General features: G+C 53.5%; 18 protein-coding genes. 4 read left to right on the top strand and 14 right to left on the bottom strand.

Going from position 1 to position 18009, the window contains the following annotated elements:
* Nucleotides 1–9: 9 nt before the first annotated feature.
* Nucleotides 10–549, bottom strand: coding sequence for a single-stranded DNA-binding protein SSB1 (ssb1, locus tag AC6I8R_RS01760; RefSeq protein WP_021184094.1), 540 nt, complete (start codon nt 547–549; stop codon nt 10–12).
* A 214-nt stretch (nt 550–763) separates the two neighbouring features.
* Here ssb1 and uvrA point away from each other — a divergent pair, with 214 nt between their 5' ends.
* A complete protein-coding gene (gene uvrA / locus AC6I8R_RS01755) occupies nt 764–3592 on the top strand; it encodes an excinuclease ABC subunit UvrA (RefSeq protein WP_021184093.1) in 2829 nt (942 codons plus the stop codon).
* A 221-nt stretch (nt 3593–3813) separates the two neighbouring features.
* Nucleotides 3814–4878 carry an NAD(P)-dependent alcohol dehydrogenase gene (locus tag AC6I8R_RS01750; RefSeq protein ID WP_415173298.1) on the top strand — a complete coding sequence of 355 codons (1065 nt, stop codon included), beginning with the start codon at nt 3814–3816 and terminating at the stop codon, nt 4876–4878.
* Here AC6I8R_RS01750 and AC6I8R_RS01745 read toward each other — a convergent pair.
* The 6 genes from AC6I8R_RS01745 to dnaB all read right to left on the bottom strand — a co-directional run bounded on the left by AC6I8R_RS01745 (nt 4875) and on the right by dnaB (nt 9880).
* Nucleotides 4875–5225 (bottom strand): MmcQ/YjbR family DNA-binding protein, encoded by a 351-nt coding sequence (locus tag AC6I8R_RS01745; protein WP_021184091.1) that lies wholly within the window; start codon nt 5223–5225, stop codon nt 4875–4877. The two genes, AC6I8R_RS01750 and AC6I8R_RS01745, sit on opposite strands and share 4 nt — an antisense overlap.
* A gap of 2 nt (nt 5226–5227) precedes the next feature.
* On the bottom strand, nt 5228–5644 hold the full coding sequence (locus tag AC6I8R_RS01740) for a secondary thiamine-phosphate synthase enzyme YjbQ (RefSeq protein WP_013507498.1): 417 nt from the start codon (nt 5642–5644) through the stop codon (nt 5228–5230).
* A gap of 124 nt (nt 5645–5768) precedes the next feature.
* The gene (locus AC6I8R_RS01735; RefSeq protein WP_497831836.1) at nt 5769–6962 is read right to left on the bottom strand and encodes an amino acid aminotransferase; all 1194 of its coding nucleotides are present in this window, start codon (nt 6960–6962) and stop codon (nt 5769–5771) included.
* 48 nt (nt 6963–7010) lie between these two features.
* Nucleotides 7011–7625, bottom strand: coding sequence for a YitT family protein (locus tag AC6I8R_RS01730; protein ID WP_013507496.1), 615 nt, complete (start codon nt 7623–7625; stop codon nt 7011–7013).
* Nucleotides 7626–7853: 228 nt separating this feature from the next.
* Nucleotides 7854–8345 carry an Lrp/AsnC family transcriptional regulator gene (locus tag AC6I8R_RS01725; RefSeq protein ID WP_208724612.1) on the bottom strand — a complete coding sequence of 164 codons (492 nt, stop codon included), beginning with the start codon at nt 8343–8345 and terminating at the stop codon, nt 7854–7856.
* A gap of 128 nt (nt 8346–8473) precedes the next feature.
* The gene (gene dnaB / locus AC6I8R_RS01720; protein WP_021184088.1) at nt 8474–9880 is read right to left on the bottom strand and encodes a replicative DNA helicase; all 1407 of its coding nucleotides are present in this window, start codon (nt 9878–9880) and stop codon (nt 8474–8476) included.
* 73 nt (nt 9881–9953) lie between these two features.
* Here dnaB and AC6I8R_RS01715 point away from each other — a divergent pair, with 73 nt between their 5' ends.
* A complete protein-coding gene (locus tag AC6I8R_RS01715) occupies nt 9954–10937 on the top strand; it encodes a quinone oxidoreductase (RefSeq protein ID WP_415173300.1) in 984 nt (327 codons plus the stop codon).
* 190 nt (nt 10938–11127) lie between these two features.
* Here AC6I8R_RS01715 and pspG read toward each other — a convergent pair whose 3' ends face one another.
* The 3 genes from pspG to AC6I8R_RS01700 form a co-directional block, all read right to left on the bottom strand.
* Entirely contained in the window at nt 11128–11394 is a 267-nt protein-coding gene (pspG, locus tag AC6I8R_RS01710; RefSeq protein WP_021184086.1) for an envelope stress response protein PspG, read from the bottom strand.
* A 246-nt stretch (nt 11395–11640) separates the two neighbouring features.
* Complete coding sequence (dusA, locus tag AC6I8R_RS01705; RefSeq protein ID WP_415173301.1) at nt 11641–12636, bottom strand: tRNA dihydrouridine(20/20a) synthase DusA; 996 nt, start codon at nt 12634–12636, stop codon at nt 11641–11643.
* Nucleotides 12637–12734: 98 nt separating this feature from the next.
* Complete coding sequence (locus tag AC6I8R_RS01700) at nt 12735–13985, bottom strand: conjugal transfer protein TraF (RefSeq protein ID WP_021184083.1); 1251 nt, start codon at nt 13983–13985, stop codon at nt 12735–12737.
* 449 nt (nt 13986–14434) lie between these two features.
* Here AC6I8R_RS01700 and zur point away from each other — a divergent pair, with 449 nt between their 5' ends.
* Nucleotides 14435–14956: a zinc uptake transcriptional repressor Zur gene (gene zur / locus AC6I8R_RS01695; protein WP_415173302.1), complete on the top strand. Its 522-nt coding sequence runs from the start codon at nt 14435–14437 to the stop codon at nt 14954–14956.
* Nucleotides 14957–15025: 69 nt separating this feature from the next.
* On the opposite strand, the gene AC6I8R_RS01690 is transcribed toward zur, so the two are convergent.
* From AC6I8R_RS01690 to AC6I8R_RS01675, 4 genes are all read right to left on the bottom strand, one after another.
* On the bottom strand, nt 15026–15238 hold the full coding sequence (locus AC6I8R_RS01690) for a CsbD family protein (protein WP_021184081.1): 213 nt from the start codon (nt 15236–15238) through the stop codon (nt 15026–15028).
* Nucleotides 15239–15402: 164 nt separating this feature from the next.
* The gene (gene dinF / locus AC6I8R_RS01685) at nt 15403–16728 is read right to left on the bottom strand and encodes an MATE family efflux transporter DinF (RefSeq protein WP_415173303.1); all 1326 of its coding nucleotides are present in this window, start codon (nt 16726–16728) and stop codon (nt 15403–15405) included.
* A gap of 90 nt (nt 16729–16818) precedes the next feature.
* A complete protein-coding gene (gene lexA / locus AC6I8R_RS01680; RefSeq protein ID WP_021184079.1) occupies nt 16819–17433 on the bottom strand; it encodes a transcriptional repressor LexA in 615 nt (204 codons plus the stop codon).
* Between the two features lie 105 nt (nt 17434–17538).
* The gene (locus tag AC6I8R_RS01675) at nt 17539–17907 is read right to left on the bottom strand and encodes a diacylglycerol kinase (RefSeq protein WP_208724607.1); all 369 of its coding nucleotides are present in this window, start codon (nt 17905–17907) and stop codon (nt 17539–17541) included.
* Nucleotides 17908–18009 lie beyond the last annotated feature (102 nt).

The following is an 18009-nucleotide window of genomic DNA, read 5'->3' as shown; positions in this document are numbered from 1 at the left end:
GTTCCGATCTTAGAACGGAATATCGTCGTCAAAATCCATCGGCGGTTCGTTGTTCGCCGGTGCGCTCTGCTGCTGTGGACGCTGCTGCGCACCGCCGCTGAACTGGTTGCCGCCCTGCGGCTGCTGTGGTTGACCCCAGCCGTTGTTGTTGCCGCCACCCTGGCCGCCCATCGGTGCTCCGCCGGTGCTGGCGCCCTGCTGACGACCACCCAGCATCTGCATGGTGCCGCCCACGTTTACCACGATCTCGGTGGTGTAACGATCCTGGCCGCCCTGGTCCTGCCATTTACGGGTGCGCAGCTGGCCTTCGATGTAGACCTGTGAACCTTTACGCAGGTATTCACCGGCCACTTCCGCCAGTTTGCCAAACAGCACCACGCGGTGCCATTCGGTGATCTCTTTGTTTTCACCGGTTTGTTTGTCACGCCAGCTTTCTGACGTAGCCAGCGTAATGTTGGCAACTGCGCCACCATTTGGCATATAACGTACTTCCGGATCCTGACCCAGATTCCCGACAAGAATCACTTTGTTAACGCCACGACTGGCCATGTTGCTGTCTCCCGATGAGTTAATGCGTCAATACTAAACGATCAATTCTAGCACGTCTGGATCGCGGTTCCCACTTTCGAGCTGGCTTCCAGAATACACAATCAAAACGCAAAATACTGGATATTTATTCAGTTTATTTTTTATGCCATAATACGCGTTTCTTCTGGCCGCCGTCGGCAAGGCGCGGCGAGTGCTGCTAATCCGGGAAAGGTGAATGGATAAGATCGAAGTTCGTGGTGCCCGCACCCATAATTTGAAAAACATCAACCTGATCATCCCTCGCGACAAACTCATTGTGGTTACCGGCCTGTCAGGCTCCGGTAAATCCTCTCTGGCGTTTGATACGCTGTACGCGGAAGGTCAGCGTCGCTATGTGGAGTCGCTCTCTGCCTATGCGCGCCAGTTTCTTTCCTTAATGGAGAAGCCGGACGTTGACCATATCGAAGGTCTCTCGCCCGCCATCTCTATTGAGCAAAAATCCACGTCCCATAACCCGCGCTCGACGGTCGGCACCATTACCGAAATCCACGACTATCTGCGTCTGCTGTTTGCCCGTGTTGGCGAGCCGCGCTGCCCGGATCATGACGTCACCCTGGCGGCGCAAACCGTTAGCCAGATGGTCGATCAGGTGCTGGCACAGGAAGAAGGCCGTCGCCTGATGTTGCTGGCTCCGGTGGTGAAGGATCGTAAAGGCGAGCACACCAAAACGCTGGAGAACCTTGCCTCGCAGGGGTATATCCGCGCCCGTATCGATGGTGAAGTCTGTGATCTCTCCGATCCGCCAAAGCTGGAACTCCAGAAGAAGCATACTATCGAGGTGGTGATTGACCGCTTCCGCGTCCGTGACGACCTCGCGACACGTTTAGCCGAATCGTTCGAAACCGCGTTGGAATTAAGCGGTGGCACGGCGATTGTCGCGGATATGGACGACAACAGCGCCGAAGAGATGCTGTTCTCCGCCAACTTTGCCTGCCCGGTGTGCGGCTATAGCATGCGCGAACTCGAACCGCGCCTGTTCTCGTTCAATAACCCGGCGGGTGCCTGTCCAACCTGTGACGGCCTCGGTGTGCAGCAATATTTCGATCCCGATCGTGTAGTACAAAACCCGGAGCTGTCGCTGGCGGGTGGTGCGATTCGCGGCTGGGATCGCCGTAATTTCTACTATTTCCAGATGCTGCGTTCGCTGTCTGAGCATCTGGATTTCGATGTCGAAGCACCGTTTAACAGCCTGAGCGACAAAGCACAGCAGGTGATTCTGTACGGTTCTGGCAAAGAAAGCATCGAATTCAAATACATCAACGACCGTGGCGATACCTCAGTGCGCCGCCATCCGTTTGAAGGCGTGCTGCACAATATGGAGCGCCGCTATAAAGAGACGGAATCCAATGCGGTGCGCGAGGAGCTGGCGAAATTTATCAGCAACCGCGCCTGCGCCAGCTGTGAGGGCACCCGTCTGCGCCGTGAGGCGCGCCACGTCTTTGTGGAAAACACCAACCTGCCGACCATCTCTGACATGAGCATCGGCCACGCAATGGATTTCTTCCGCGATCTCAAACTGAGCGGCCAGCGCGCCAAAATTGCAGAAAAAGTCCTGAAAGAGATTGGCGATCGTCTGAGCTTCCTCGTCAACGTCGGGCTGAATTATCTTTCCATGTCGCGCTCTGCTGAGACGTTGTCCGGCGGTGAAGCACAGCGTATCCGTCTGGCGAGCCAGATCGGTGCGGGTCTGGTGGGGGTGATGTACGTACTGGATGAACCGTCGATTGGTCTGCATCAGCGCGACAACGAACGTCTGCTGAGTACGCTGATTCATCTGCGTGACCTCGGCAATACGGTGATTGTGGTGGAGCACGATGAAGATGCGATTCGTGCCGCCGACCATATCATCGATATCGGCCCCGGCGCCGGGGTGCATGGCGGCCAGGTGGTGGCGGAAGGTGACGTCAACGCCATCATGGCGCATGAAGATTCTCTTACCGGCCAGTACCTGAGCGGCAAACGTGAAATTGCCGTGCCGAAAGAACGCGTTAAAGGCGATCCCGCCAAAGTGCTGAAGTTGACCGGGGCGCGCGGCAACAACCTGAAAGACGTGACCCTGACGGTGCCGGTCGGTCTGTTTACCTGCATCACCGGCGTGTCTGGTTCCGGTAAATCGACACTGATTAACGATACCCTGTTCCCGATTGCTCAGCGCCAGTTAAACGGTGCCACCAGCGGTGAACCGGCACCCTATCGCGAGATCGCCGGTCTGGAACATTTCGACAAAGTGATCGATATCGATCAAAGCCCGATCGGTCGTACACCGCGCTCCAACCCGGCGACCTATACCGGTATCTTCACCCCGGTGCGCGAACTGTTTGCCGGTGTGCCGGAGTCGCGTTCGCGTGGCTATAATCCGGGCCGCTTCAGCTTTAACGTGCGTGGTGGACGTTGTGAAGCCTGCCAGGGCGATGGGGTGATCAAGGTTGAAATGCACTTCCTGCCGGATATTTACGTCCCCTGCGATCAGTGCAAAGGCAAACGTTATAACCGCGAAACGCTGGAGATTAAATACAAAGGCAAAAGCATCCATGAAGTGCTGGAGATGACCATCGAAGAAGCGCGTGACTTCTTTGATGCGGTGCCAGCGCTGGCGCGTAAGCTGCAAACCCTGATGGACGTGGGCTTGTCCTATATCCGCCTCGGCCAGTCTGCCACCACGCTGTCCGGCGGTGAAGCGCAGCGTGTGAAGCTGGCGCGTGAGCTGTCGAAACGCGGTACCGGCCAGACGTTGTACATCCTTGATGAGCCGACCACGGGCCTGCACTTTGCTGATATCCAGCAACTGCTGGAAGTGCTGCATCAGTTGCGCGATCAGGGCAACACCATCGTGGTGATTGAGCACAACCTCGACGTAATCAAAACGGCTGACTGGATCGTCGATCTCGGCCCCGAAGGCGGCAGCGGCGGCGGCGAAATCCTGGTGGCGGGTACGCCGGAAACCGTGGCGGAATGCGAAAAATCACATACGGCACGCTTCCTTAAACCAATGTTAAAAAAGTAATTTCTCTCTCAGGCCCGCGATTGCGGGCCTGATTCTTTCTGCCAGATTCCGCAGAGAAATGCAGAAACAGGCAAGAATCAGACATCTTCAGGCATATACGCTTTCCCATCAGGTGACTATCCTTACACAGTTCCTTTTTGGCGTACTCAAGCGCCTTTATCCCTTCCGTTTGCGGAGGGGATCCCCGCAAAAACTCACGACACATCTTAACTGGAGACACCATGAATATTACGCATGCCTATGCCGCACAGGACGCGAAATCTAAACTCGCTCCGTTCGACTATAAGCCTCGCGAGCTGCGCGCTCATGATGTGCAGATTGAAGTGTTGTACTGCGGCGTCTGCCACTCTGACCTTCACACGGCGCGCAACGAATGGAAAAACACCATTTTCCCGGTCGTACCAGGCCATGAAATCGTTGGCCGCGTGACGGCGGTAGGCGCACACACCCATAAATACAAAGTGGGTGATCTGGTCGGCGTGGGCTGTATGGTCGACTCCTGCCGTAGCTGTCCGAGCTGCCAGGAAGGTCTGGAGCAGTACTGTGAAAACGGTTTTGTTGGCACCTACAACGGTGAAGATCGCGAAACCAAAGCCATCACCTTTGGTGGCTACTCCACCAGCATGGTTGTGGATGAAAGCTTTGTGCTGCGTGTACCGGAAAACCTCGACCTGGCAGGCGTTGCACCGCTGCTGTGTGCCGGTATCACCACCTACTCACCGCTGCGTCACTGGAACGTGGGTCCGGGTCAGAAAGTCGGTATCGTCGGTCTTGGTGGTCTCGGTCATATGGGTGTGAAGCTGGCGCATGCCATGGGCGCGCATGTGGTGCTGTTCACCACGTCACCGTCAAAAATTGAAGACGGCAAACGCCTTGGCGCTGACGAAGTGGTGATCTCGAAGGACGCGGATCAGATGGCCCAGCACCTCAACAGCTTTGACTTCATCCTGAACACCGTGGCGGCGCAGCACGATCTCAACCCGTTTATTGCCCTGCTGAAGCGCGATGGCAACATGACGCTGGTGGGCGCACCGGAGCACGATCACCCGGCACCGCAGGTGTTTAACCTGATCTTCAAACGTCGCAGCATCGCTGGCTCGCTGATTGGCGGTATCGCTGAAACCCAGGAAATGCTGGATTTCTGCGGCAAGCACGGTATCACTTCCGATATCGAACTGATCGCCATGAACCAAATCAACGAAGCCTATGAGCGTATGCTGAAAAGCGACGTGAAATACCGTTTTGTAATTGATATCAACACCCTACGGGAGGAAGCTGCCGCTTAATCCTCATCATGGCTGACGCCCGCCGCGCGTGTGGCGTCAGCCTGTTGCCAGGAAGCATCCACCAGGTAGTAAATCTGCGAATCTTTCAGCGAACCGTCCAGCCACAGGGTGCTCCAGTGGGACTTGTTCAGATGCTCGCTGGGAAACACATCACTATGTTCTTCACGCAATAAATCGGCCAGTGCCGGGGTGGCTTTCAACGAAACCGCCGGACGCCCTTTTACCTCATGCACCATCGCAAATAAAATCCCCTCGCTTTTGATCTGCGTAGCTTTCCAGTCACTGTGCACACTCTGCTCTGCGCCCGGCTTGCTCATGCAATATGTCAGTAAATCCGAAGTGTTCATATTTACTCCCCTTGTAAGGTGGCGACAATGCGCCGCGCGCCGCCGTGAACCCGATGTTCACCGAGCCAGATCCCCTGCCACGTCCCCAGCATCAGCCGCCCACGGCTAATCGGTAACAACAAGGATACGCCGAGTAGCGATGACTTAATGTGCGCGGGCATATCATCTGCACCTTCATAATCGTGTTGATAAGGGGCATTTTCTGGCACATGACGCAGAAAATGTTGCTCCATGTCGCTGCGTACCGTGGGATCGCAATTTTCATTGAGGGTCAGTGAGGCGGAGGTGTGCTGTAGCAACAAATGCAGCTGACCAATACGCACATCCGACAGGGCGCGTAGCTGTCCGACGATCTCGTCGGTGACCAGGTGAAAACCGCGTGGTTTGGCGCTAAGCGTTAAGGTTTGTTGGTGCCACATGCCTGAATCCTGAATTAAACACACCGTTTAAGTGTGCAGCATGACGGCGAAAGGTAAAGGAAAAAACGGCCTGAAATTGGACGAAAAAAAACCGCCAGCATCAAGCTGGCGGCTTCATCATGGATTACATCACCGCAGCAAAGGCTTCAGCTACCTGATGTACGTTGCGGCTATTAAGTCCCGCCACACACATACGACCGCTGGCAATCAGGTAGACACCGAACTCGTCACGCAGACGATCAACTTGCTGCGCGCTCAGACCGGTGTAGCTGAACATGCCACGCTGTTTCAGCAGATAATCGAAGTTCTGGCCCGGCAGCTTCTCACGCAGTACCGCAACCAGTGCCTGACGCATTTCGATAATACGCAGACGCATCGCTTCTACTTCCGCCAACCAGTTGTTCAGCAGCGCTTCATCGTTCAGGACACAGGAAACCACCTGAGCACCGAAGTTCGGCGGGCTGGAGTAGTTACGGCGCACCGTTGCTTTCAACTGACCCAGCACACGGCCTGCTTCTTCTGCGCTATCGCAAACGATGGAGAGTCCACCGACGCGCTCACCATACAGTGAGAAGATTTTGGAAAACGAGTTGCTGACCAGCGCTGGCAGACCCGCAGCCGCCACGGCACGAATCGCATAGGCGTCTTCGTTCATACCGGCGCCAAAGCCCTGATAAGCGATATCGAGGAACGGGATCAGTTCCTGTGCTTTCAGCACCTCAACGGTCTGGTCCCACTGTGCGTCAGTCAAATCCGCACCGGTTGGGTTATGGCAGCACGGATGCAGCAGCACGATGCTTTGCTTCGGCAGAGTTTTCAGCGCAGCGATAAAGGCATCGAATTTCACACCGTTGGTTTCTGCGTCGTACCACGGGTAAGTGCTGACTTCAAAACCGGCACCGTTGAAGATCGCAATGTGGTTTTCCCAGGTAGGATCGCTGACCCAGACGTTGGAGTTCGGGAAGTAACGTTTGAGGAAATCCGCACCGACTTTCAGCGCACCTGACCCACCCAGCGTCTGGATGGAGGCAATGCGGCTCGCCTTCAGCATCGGGTGCTCGCGACCGAACAGCAATGGTGCGATGGCGTTACGGTAAGGACCAAAACCTTCCATCGGCAGATAAAGCGAAGCCTGATGCGGTGCCGCTTGCAGGCGCTCTTCCGCTGCGGCAACCGCCTGCAGCTGAGGAATGATGCCCTGCTCGTTGTAATAGAGGCCGATGCTCAGATTCACTTTATTCGCGCGCTGGTCCTGTTTGAAGGTTTCCATCAGCGACAGAATCGGATCGCCGGCATAGGCATCAACGTTTTGAAACACGGTGCAGATCTCCATGATTGGTCAAAAAAGTCAGGTAACGATGCATCGTCAAACCCTGTAACGGCCTGGGCGGTGATTCATGGCGATGATCAGATTCAGGATCACCGCGCCCGCTATCGAGGCAAGCAGCATGGGTACGGATACGACAAACAACGAAGCCAACACCACGCAGGTATCGACCGCCATTTGCAGTTTTCCAGCGCGCAGGCCGATGCGGTCCTGCAACCAGAGCGCCAGAATATTGACGCCGCCCAGACTGGCTTTGTGACGAAACAACACTATAAACCCAATCCCCATTACCACGTTACCGAACAATGTCGCATAAAACGGATTTAATGAGGAAAAATGGATGAACAACGGGTGCAGGTGGGTAAACAGTGACACCAGGCCCACGGCGCAGAATGTTTTCAGGGTAAATTCCCAGCCCATACGACGCACCGCCAGCCAGTAAAATGGCAGGTTAATCAGGAAAAAGGCGCTGCCGAAGGAAAGTGGCGTCAGATAGCTAATTAAGAAGGCAATACCGGCGGAACTTCCGGTCAACGCTCCCGCTTGCTTCAGCATGATCACGCCGAAAGAAACCATCAGCGTGCCAAGCACTATCGCCAGGGCATCTTCGATACGGGAGTGGGGAATCTTGGTGGGTTCAACAACGTTATCCATGGATTTATCTCATTGCAATTGATGCGGTTCAAATGCAAAAAACGCACCACATCGGCGACGTCGTGTCGCCGCCGATGGGTGCCAATGATTATCCAATTGATAACTAAGGCGCTTTATTGCAGGTTTTTGTGCACGGCTTAGAGGATAAATCAGTAATCCATGCACAAATCTGTTATCTGGTGCGCGTTTTTTGCATTTGATTGGCAATAATTGCACCAGACTAGCACATTACGCACTTTTTTGGCGCGTTTTGTGCTCAGGAATTATCATCAAACCGTTCTCTTTTAAACGGCTCAAAACCACCGAGGTTTTGACATGGGCGACACTTTGATGCCCCCCCACCAGTTGGCTGATTAAGGCACTGAGTGAAGCCAGATCCGCTACCGCAACTTTCAGCAAATAATCCGCATCACCCGTGGTTTTAAACGCATCCACGATGGCCGTTTCCTGTTCCACCATACGGTGAAAACTCTCTTCATAATCAGGGGTGTGGTTAATCAGCCGCACCTCAATCAATCCCACCATGCCAAGGCCGATGGCATCGGGCGACAAGCGGGCGTGATAACCGAGAATCAGGTTTGCCTGTTCAAGATTGATGCGTCGGCGTGAACATTGAGACGCCGAAAGGCCCACTAAATCACTGAGTTCCTGGTTGGTGAGGCGGCCGTTAGATTGTAATAATGTCAATATTTTAAGGTCGTAATCGTCTACCTGAGTCATGCTGCTTCCAGAGCGTAAATGGGGGCGCTTTGCTACAGATAACCTGATTAAAGGCGGGGTTGTCCAACACTATTTTCCAATGACGTGAAATGCATGCACAGATCGTGCATGCAGAGGGGAGGAGAGGATTATTCGTCGTCGTATTGTGGGCCTGCGTAGTTATCAAAACGCGACCAGTGACCATTAAAGGTCAAACGTACTGTGCCGATCGGTCCGTTACGCTGTTTACCGATGATGATCTCAGCAATGCCTTTCAGATCGCTGTTTTCGTGATAAACCTCATCACGATAAATAAACATGATCAGGTCCGCATCCTGTTCGATCGAGCCAGATTCACGCAGATCCGAGTTCACCGGGCGTTTATCGGCACGTTGTTCCAGCGAGCGGTTCAACTGCGACAACGCCACCACCGGCACATTCAGTTCTTTCGCCAACGCCTTGAGCGAGCGTGATATTTCGGCGATTTCCAGCGTACGGTTATCCGACAGCGAGGGCACACGCATCAATTGCAGGTAGTCGATCATGATCATGCTCAGACCATCGTTTTCACGATAGATACGGCGCGCGCGCGAACGCACCTCCGTCGGCGTCAGACCGGAAGAATCATCGATGTACATATTCTTCTTCTCAAGCAGGATGCCCATAGTAGCGGAGATACGCGCCCAGTCCTCATCCTCCAGCTGACCGGTACGGATACGCGTCTGATCCACGCGTGATAATGACGCCAGCATACGCATCATGATCTGTTCGCTGGGCATTTCCAGACTGAAAATCAGGACCGGCTTTTCTTGCAGCATGGCGGCGTTTTCGCACAAGTTCATGGCGAAGGTGGTTTTACCCATCGATGGACGTGCCGCAACGATAATCAGATCAGAACCCTGCAAACCGGCGGTTTTTTTGTTCAGATCCTGATAACCGGTGTCTACCCCGGTGACGCCATCGTGCGGCGTAGAAACCAGCGATTCAATACGCGATACCGTGGCTTCGAGGATTTGCTCGATATTCCTCGGGCCTTCATCTTTGTTGGCGCGCTGCTCGGCGATCTTGAAGACGTTGGATTCCGCGAAATCGAGCAGATCTTCACTGCTGCGCCCCTGCGGATCGTAACCGGCATCGGCGATTTGATTCGCCACTGAGATCATTTCGCGTACCACCGCACGCTCGCGCACGATGTCAGCATAGGCACCAATGTTGGCCGCGCTCGGGGTGTTTTTTGCCAGTTCGGCGAGATAGGCAAAGCCCCCCGCCATTTCCAGCTCGCCACGCGTTTCCAACGATTCCGACAGCGTAATCAGGTCGATAGGCTGTCCGGCTTCCAGCAAACTCTGCATTTCGGAGAAGATTAGCCGGTGCGAGCGGTTGAAGAAATCCTCAGCGACCACGCGTTCGGAGACGTTGTCCCAGCGCTCGTTATCCAGCATCAACCCACCGAGTACCGACTGCTCCGCCTCAATGGAATGCGGCGGCATTTTCACGCCCTCCAGTTGACGGTCGCGGGTTTCGTTCGATTTGTTGGTGGGTTTATTTCCTGCCATAGTGAATGCATTACCGATCTTTAGAGTGACGGGCAAGTATAACGTCACAGGATGAACAATCACAGGAGTCAGAATGGCAAAGCGTATTCAGTTCAACGAACATGGCGGCCCTGAAGTACTGCAATGGGTGGATTTTGAACTTGCCGACCCCGCTGAACATGAAGTCCAGGTGGAAAATCGGGCAATCGGTATTAACTATATCGATACCTATGTGCGTAGCGGATTGTATCCGGTGGCAGCGAAACCTTCTGGTCTGGGTACGGAAGCGGCAGGCGTAGTGAAAAAAATCGGTTCTGCCGTTACACGCTTTAAAGTGGGCGATCGCGTGGTGTATTGCCAGTCGGCGCTCGGTGCGTACAGCGAGTTGCACAATGTGCATGAAGATCGTCTGGTGATTCTGCCTGAACGCATCAGCTTCGAGCAGGGAGCCGCCTCGTTCCTGAAGGGGCTGACCGTACAATATCTGTTGCGTCAGACTTATAAGGTCAAAGCAGATGAGACATTCCTGTTCCATGCCGCAGCGGGCGGCGTCGGTCTGATTGCCTGTCAGTGGGCGAAAGCACTGGGCGCGCACCTGATTGGTACCGTAGGCTCCGCTGAAAAAGCGCAAATCGCCAAAGAGGCGGGCGCATGGGCCACCATTAACTATCGCGACGAGAATATTGCGCAGCGAGTGAGTGAACTGACCAACGGCAAAAAAGTGGCAGTGGTGTATGACTCGGTAGGTAAAGATACCTGGGAAGCGTCACTGGATAGTCTGCGTCGCCACGGTCTGATGGTGAGTTTTGGTAATGCGTCCGGTCCGGTCACCGGTGTCGATTTGGGCATTCTGAACAAGAAGGGGTCGCTGTTTGTCACCCGTCCTTCATTGTTTGGTTATATCACCAACCGCGAAGAACTCGACCACGCCAGTGCTGAGCTGTTTTCACTGATTGCCAGCCATGCGATTAAAATCAATGTGCCGGAACAGCAGAAATTCGCGTTACGCGATGCGGCTCAGGCGCATAAGGTGCTGGAAAGCCGCGCGACGCAAGGCTCAAGTCTGCTGATTCCCTGACGCCATAAAGCAAACGGGGCTTCCCGTAGGAAGCCCCTTTTTCTTTTTTATAGTTCGCGCTGGTGTAGGGACAGCGGCGATGAATTTGTTTCGACTCAACGGCAAACATCCTGACAGAAAACATAAGTAAAAAATATGTTTAATTGCAGATTTGGACTAAGCATTGCCAACTCTGTGATCGCCTCCGCATTTAGCGCCAGCCGTTTCTCTCTAACTTACTGATTTTTCTTTTCAGTCGATTCAGCTTCACTTCACCCTGCGGCGTGGTAAACGCGCGATACACCCAGACAGCCACCACCGCCAACACCAGCCACGGCAACAATTTAATAACAAGTGCAAACAACCCGCCGAGGAACATCAGCACCGTTGCAACAATCAGCGCGGCAATCACGCCCAGCAGCGACACACCGGTCAGCAACAGCATGAGAAAAAAGCCGATAACAAATAATATTTCCACGAAAGTTCTCCTGTGTAGGTTACAGGAAGTGCATTACAAGATGCGTGCCAACACTGAATTCTTGCTAATTAATTGAAATAAATAGAAATGATAAGTGAGATAGGTTTGGAGAATAGTGAAATTCACCAAATAGTGGTGTGAATAAAACCATTGAACCATCCCCGTAGCGGCGCGATTTATCGCGCAATTTCGTGCGCGTTGCAGGAAAAATCCGCGCGATAAATCGCGCCGCTACGGAGAAAAAAATCAGGCTTCCTGGGGAATTTTATCCGCCACCAGCGCCAGCGCCGCTTCCAGCACGCGAACATCAGCGCCCGGTTTGTGGGCATTCTCGCTAAGATAACGTCGCCACTGACGTGCGCCCGGAATGCCCTGGAACAGGCCCAACATATGGCGCGTGACGTGACCAAGGTAAGTCCCTTTCGCCAGTTCCGCCTCGATATACGGATACATGCTACGTACCACGGCCACGGGATCAACAGCTGGCGTATCACGACCAAACAACTCACGGTCAACCTGCGTCAGAATGCCCGGATTCTGATAGGCTTCACGCCCCATCATCACGCCATCCATATGTTGCAGGTGGATTTTCGCCTCTTCCAGCGTTTTGATCCCCCCATTGATCGCCATAGTCAGATGGGGAAAATCACGTTTCAGTTGATAGACGCGCGGATAATCAAGCGGGGGGATCTCGCGGTTCTCTTTTGGGCTAAGACCCGACAACCAGGCTTTACGGGCGTGGATGATAAACGTGTCGCAGCCACCCTGCTGTGCGACAGTGCCAACGAAATCGCACAAGAAGGCGTAGCTATCCTGATCGTCAATACCGATACGGGTTTTCACCGTCACCGGAATGCTTACCACGTCACGCATCGCTTTAATGCAATCCGCCACCAGCGCCGCTTCTCCCATCAGACAGGCACCAAAACGGCCATTCTGCACGCGATCGGACGGGCAGCCGACATTAAGGTTGATCTCATCGTAACCACGCGCTTCCGCCAGTTGCGCGCACTGCGCCAGGGCTGCTGGATCGCTGCCACCCAGTTGCAGCGCAACCGGATGTTCATCCTCGCTAAAAGCCAGATAATCCCCCTTGCCATGAATGATCGCGCCGGTTGTCACCATTTCGGTGTAAAGCAGCGTGTCACCACTCAGCTGACGGTGAAAATAACGACAGTGACGATCGGTCCAGTCGAGCATCGGGGCAATAGAAAAACGTTGCGAAGAGAAGGTATCGGTCATGAAACGCAGTAAATCCGGGGTTAAGTGATGAGATTCTGCGCAATGATATCACAGGATTGACGGGCGACACAGCCGCCCGTCAGGATGAAGCAGAGACATCAGAAATTAAAGCCAAGCTGCAACATCGCACCCCAGGTATTGTCGTCGCCAACCGAACCGGCCAAATCAAGGTGCACGGTATTGTTAAACGGTGACACACCAAAACCTGCGGTGAACACGTTGGCGTCATTTGACTTCATATCCGCACGATAACCAGCCCGCAATTGCAGCCAGTCCAGTACACGGTATTCCCCACCGACGCCAACGTATTGACTGCTGTCTTCCGATTTAAAACGCTTGGTTTGTGTCAAATCGACATCGCCAGTCAGTGTGAAGGCACCATAGTTCCAGGCCAGACCGGTGGTGACCAGTGGACGGATTTGGTACGTATCACGGTAGCCATTCACTTCTTTGGTATCGATATCGCGTGAAATCAGGTTCTGGCCGGTCAGGCCGAACGTCCAGTTATCGGCAAAGTCCGTTGCGATACCTGCATCAACGTTAAAACCGGTATCTGAGCTGCGGTAGCGGCTGTTGTTGATATCGCTTTTATCGTAGTTGTACACGCTGGCGGTGTAGTTATACAGCCAGGTTTTTTGCAGTTTCGGCGTAATCCCTACGGAGACAGGATGCCCGGCAATGCTGAACTGATGCGCCATAGCAATACCGTAATCGGTCACTAACGCCGCCAGACCGTTGGCGCTGGAGGTCAGCTTATCCTCATCACCCGGCACTGGAATGACAGTGCCATCCGCAACCCCTTGCAGATAATCAATATCGCTTTGTGACACGTTGGCACGGATGTGTGCAGTACCGTAGGCTTTGGTGACAAACGCGAAGGGCAGCGTTTCATTGGGCACCGTAACAGCCAGCGCAACGCCTGCTGAGCCGTCTGCTTTGTTGCCACGCAGATCGCGCAACTGGTTTGCCATATCACCCGCCGCGGCTTTAAGTTCTGGATAGCCGTTGAGGTAGTCCTGGAAGGTTAAGTTATCAATCACGTTCTGATAACGGTCGACGGTGTCCGTGATGTCATCAACACGATTAATCAGTTTGTCTTTATCAGTAACCTGTATCCCGGCTGAAGGGAAAATAATACTCACGTCATCATCAGGTTTTGCTTTGGTCATCAAAGCCGGGTTTGCCAGTACCGCAGAACTCCAGGTGGAAGAAGCGACCCCTGTCCCCCCCATTGCATCGTTACGAGCGTCGTACCAGGTACCTGCGGCCAGGGCCGAAGAGGAAAGAAATACTGCATTCAAAACAACAATATAACCAACACTTTTGCGTCTGAATAATGTCTTCACCATTTGCCTGCCATCACCTTTAAAAGTCGTGACCACGTCATCGACGAAACAATTTACCAGCCCCTTATTGTGAACCTGGGCTAACGATTTATTGCTGTGAAATGAAAGGAAATAGCACTGCTATTCGCAGAATTGACTGCTGATGCGTCAATCTGTCGTGTATTTATGCAAAAAAATAAACGGCACTTAAATTAAGACCAGATATTACTTAAGACCTTTTGAACCTTAGTCGCTAAGTCGGTGAGTTGCAAAGCAAAAAATGATAAGCCTCCGTAATGAGGTCAGAGCAAGCAGAATCAATGATGGCAGGGTGAGAAGAGTCTGCGGAAAATTGCGCGGCTAACCCGATGAAAAAATGAAATTTTACTGAGAGAGTTAAGAAGAAAAAGCAATCACAGCAGCGTAAAAATTTGTGTGATAAAATAACATCACTCGCAACCTGGAGAACGCTTATGTCAAATCTGTCGCCCGACCAACTGCTTACTCAGGCAGAGACACTCTGTCTGCAACGCGGTGTACGTCTGACCTCACAACGCGCCGAGGTGCTGCGCCTGATGGCAGAGCAGAATGGATCGATCAGCGCCTATGATTTGCTGGATCAGTTGCGTGTCAGTGAGCCCCAGGCAAAACCCCCCACTATTTACCGTGCACTGGACTTCCTGCTGGAGCAGGGTTTTATCCATCGTGTGGAGTCCAATAACAGCTACGTGGTTTGCCATCATTTCGATGAACCGGCACATACCTCAGTCATGCTGGTGTGCGATCGTTGTGCCGCAGTCAGTGAAAAGCACGCGCATGGCGTGGAAAAGATCATTGCAGGCCTGGCCGAACAGGCCGGTTTTTCCTTGCGTCACAGCGTCATAGAAGCACACGGTCTGTGTGAAAATTGTGTTGAAGTAGAAGCCTGTACGCATCACGAAAGCTGTGAACACGATCATCAGTTGGAAAGTAAGAAGCGGGGTAAAAAAGGATAGATGGCACATCCCTGTGCCAGCCCGATCATCACGATCGGAGGGCAGGAGCATCGTCCTTAAACGGGTCCGTTACCAGCGATAATCCTTGTTGTGACTTTCCCAGTCTTTAACTTCTCGCTCGGCCTGATCTTTTGCGTAGCCGTAGCGTTCCTGAATTTTCCCGACAAGCTGATCGCGTTTCCCTTCAATGACCGTCATATCGTCATCCGTCAGCTTGCCCCATTTTTCTTTCACTTTCCCTTTGAATTGTTTCCAGTTTCCGCTCACTTCGTCTTTGTTCATAACCTTTCTCCATGTTATGTCGAGTGATAGTGGTGGAATACCCAACGCTCAGCGGGTAAAACCAACATAAAGCGCTACTCATTCGCGCTGATAAGGATAATTATAGTAGACATTGCGGAATGGTTAGCACACTTACGGATTATTCTGTATTCAAAGCATCATAGTTAACTGTTTGCGAACCAGCTGTCATGACGCCAGTGACGACGCCAGACCCACCAGAGTGTTATTCCACGCACGGCCAGAAACACCGTCACCGCCAGCCACAATCCATGATTACCTAACCAGGGAAGCGTCAGTAATGACAGGCCATAACCGAGCGCCGCCAGCGCCATGCTGTTACGCATTTCCCGGCCGCGCGTTGCCCCAATAAACATGCCATCCAACAGGTAGCACCACACGCCCACTAACGGCATCACCACCTGCCATAGCAGATAGCGATCGGCCGCATCGCGTAATGCTTCCAGTGAAGTCAGCAGGGCCACGATATGGGTGCCAAATAACGCATAAATCGCCGCAAACAGCAGCGCGACCAACCCCGCCTGACGGCAGGCAGCATGCCAGATGAGCAATAGCCGACTGCGATCTTTGGCACCGACGGCTTCACCAGAACACGCTTCAACCGCATAAGCAAAGCCATCCTGTGCATACGCGGTGAAAGTCAGAAACATCAACAGCACCGCATTGACCGCTACCACATCCGGGCCAATACGTGCACCGAGTATCGTCAGGGAAGCAAAGCAGATTTGTAGCAGGAAGGAGCGCAGCATAATGTCGCGATTGAGGCGAAACAGACGAGCAGCATCACCGCGCCAACTCTCCCGCAGCATCGCCAAATCAATTCCGCGCAGCTTCAATACACGCGCCACCATCCATAATCCGACGGCAAGGGTCGTATATTCAGCCAGTGCCGTTGCTGCTGCGGCACCTGCTACGCCCCAATGCAGCCCCAATACAAACGCCAGATCCAACAGGATATTGACCAAATTCCCCACCACCAGTAGCACCACTGGCGCACGCGCATATTGCACCCCCAACAACCAACCGAGGATAACCAGGTTTGCCAGCGTGGCGGGAGCGCTCAGCCAGCGAATCTGAATGAACAATTGCGCCTGCTGTTGGACCTCCTGGCTGCCACCCATCAGCACCGCTGCCAGATTACTGACTGGCGTGCGCAGCAAAATAAACAGCACACCGGCCACCAGGGCAATGAGTAAAGGCTGGGTAAGCGCCCGAGCCAGTGCCTTTTTGTTGCCAGCACCAAATGCCTGAGCAGTCAGCCCGGTGGTGCTCATACGTAAAAACAGCAGCAACATAAAGATGAAACTGGTCGCCGTGGTGCCAACCGCCACACCGCCGAGATAAATGGGGCTATCGAGATGACCAATGACAGCGGTATCAACCACGCCAAGTAGCGGAACAGTGATATTGGAGAGAATCATAGGCAGCGCCAGCCGCCAGAGTGCTTTGTCAGAGGAGGAAAACAGCTGCATCAGCCCGTCCCGGTTTGCTGCACTACCGTCTTGTCAGAGAATAAAACCACGGCAGCACAGAAGGCTGCCGTAGCGGGGGGAATCAAGGTATCAGAGCCACTCGCCGTTGCGCACAATACCTACCGCCAGCCCTTCGACCGTCAGGGATTGTTCGCGGGTATCGACAACAATCGGCTGGAAGTCGCTGTTTTCCGGCAGCAATTGCACAATTGCGCCCTGCTTTTTCCAGCGCTTCACCGTGACTTCGTCATCGATACGTGCGACGACAACCTGGCCGTTACGCACTTCCTGTGTTTTGTGTACCGCCAGCAGATCGCCATCCATAATGCCGATATCTTTCATCGACATGCCGCTGACACGCAGCAGGAAATCAGCGCTGGGTTTGAACAGGTTAGCATCGACCTGGTAGTGCGCTTCAATGTGCTCCTGCGCCAGCAAAGGTTCACCCGCAGCGACACGGCCAACCAATGGCAGCCCCTCACTGGCTTCTTCTTCCATTAATAAACGAATGCCGCGCGAAGCGCCGGAAACGATCTCAATAACACCTTTACGCGCTAATGCTTTCAGGTGTTCTTCTGCCGCATTAGGTGAGCGGAAGCCCAGCTGCGAAGCAATTTCCGCACGCGTTGGCGGCATGCCCGTCTGGTTAATATGGTCGCGAATCAGATCATAGACCTGTTGCTGCCTGCTGGTTAACGCTTTCATCCCGCCCCCTGGTTGTTTATACAGTCGCTGTGAGTATATACAGGTATTGGTGAAATGGAAACCAAAACTGAGGGAAAAATCAGCGAGTTGATGAATCCGGAATCCTTATCGCAAATGTGACCAAAGCAGCGCGATCCAGACAAACAGCGCCAGTAAAATAGCCAGCAACACGGCGGCCGATCCCATGTCTTTCGCGCGTCCAGCCAGCGGATGGCGTTCCTGACCAATGCGGTCGACCACGGCTTCAATGGCGCTATTCAGGATCTCCACAATGACCACCAGCACCACGGAACCAATCATGAGTACGCGGGAAATAGCATCAACATCCAGCCAGCACGCCACTATAATTGCCACTAATGCGGCAATGGCTTCCTGGCGAAACGCTGCTTCATGTGTCCAGGCAGCGCGCAATCCCTGCCAGGAATAACCGGCTGCTTTCACTATCCTGAGAAAACCGGTGACGTTATTTGCCATGTCGTTGAACCCTTTACTCGTTTTGACGTCAATGTCTGGGCAGCCGGAGTGGTGCAGCCACAGATTTTCGCGGCGCATTCTGGTATGCTTGCCGCGCTTTGC

This window comes from Pantoea sp. X-Soil-OKNW-713 (genome assembly GCF_059730685.1).
Note: the sequence above shows the minus strand (reverse complement) of the source record. Positions and strands in the feature narration are given on the sequence as shown.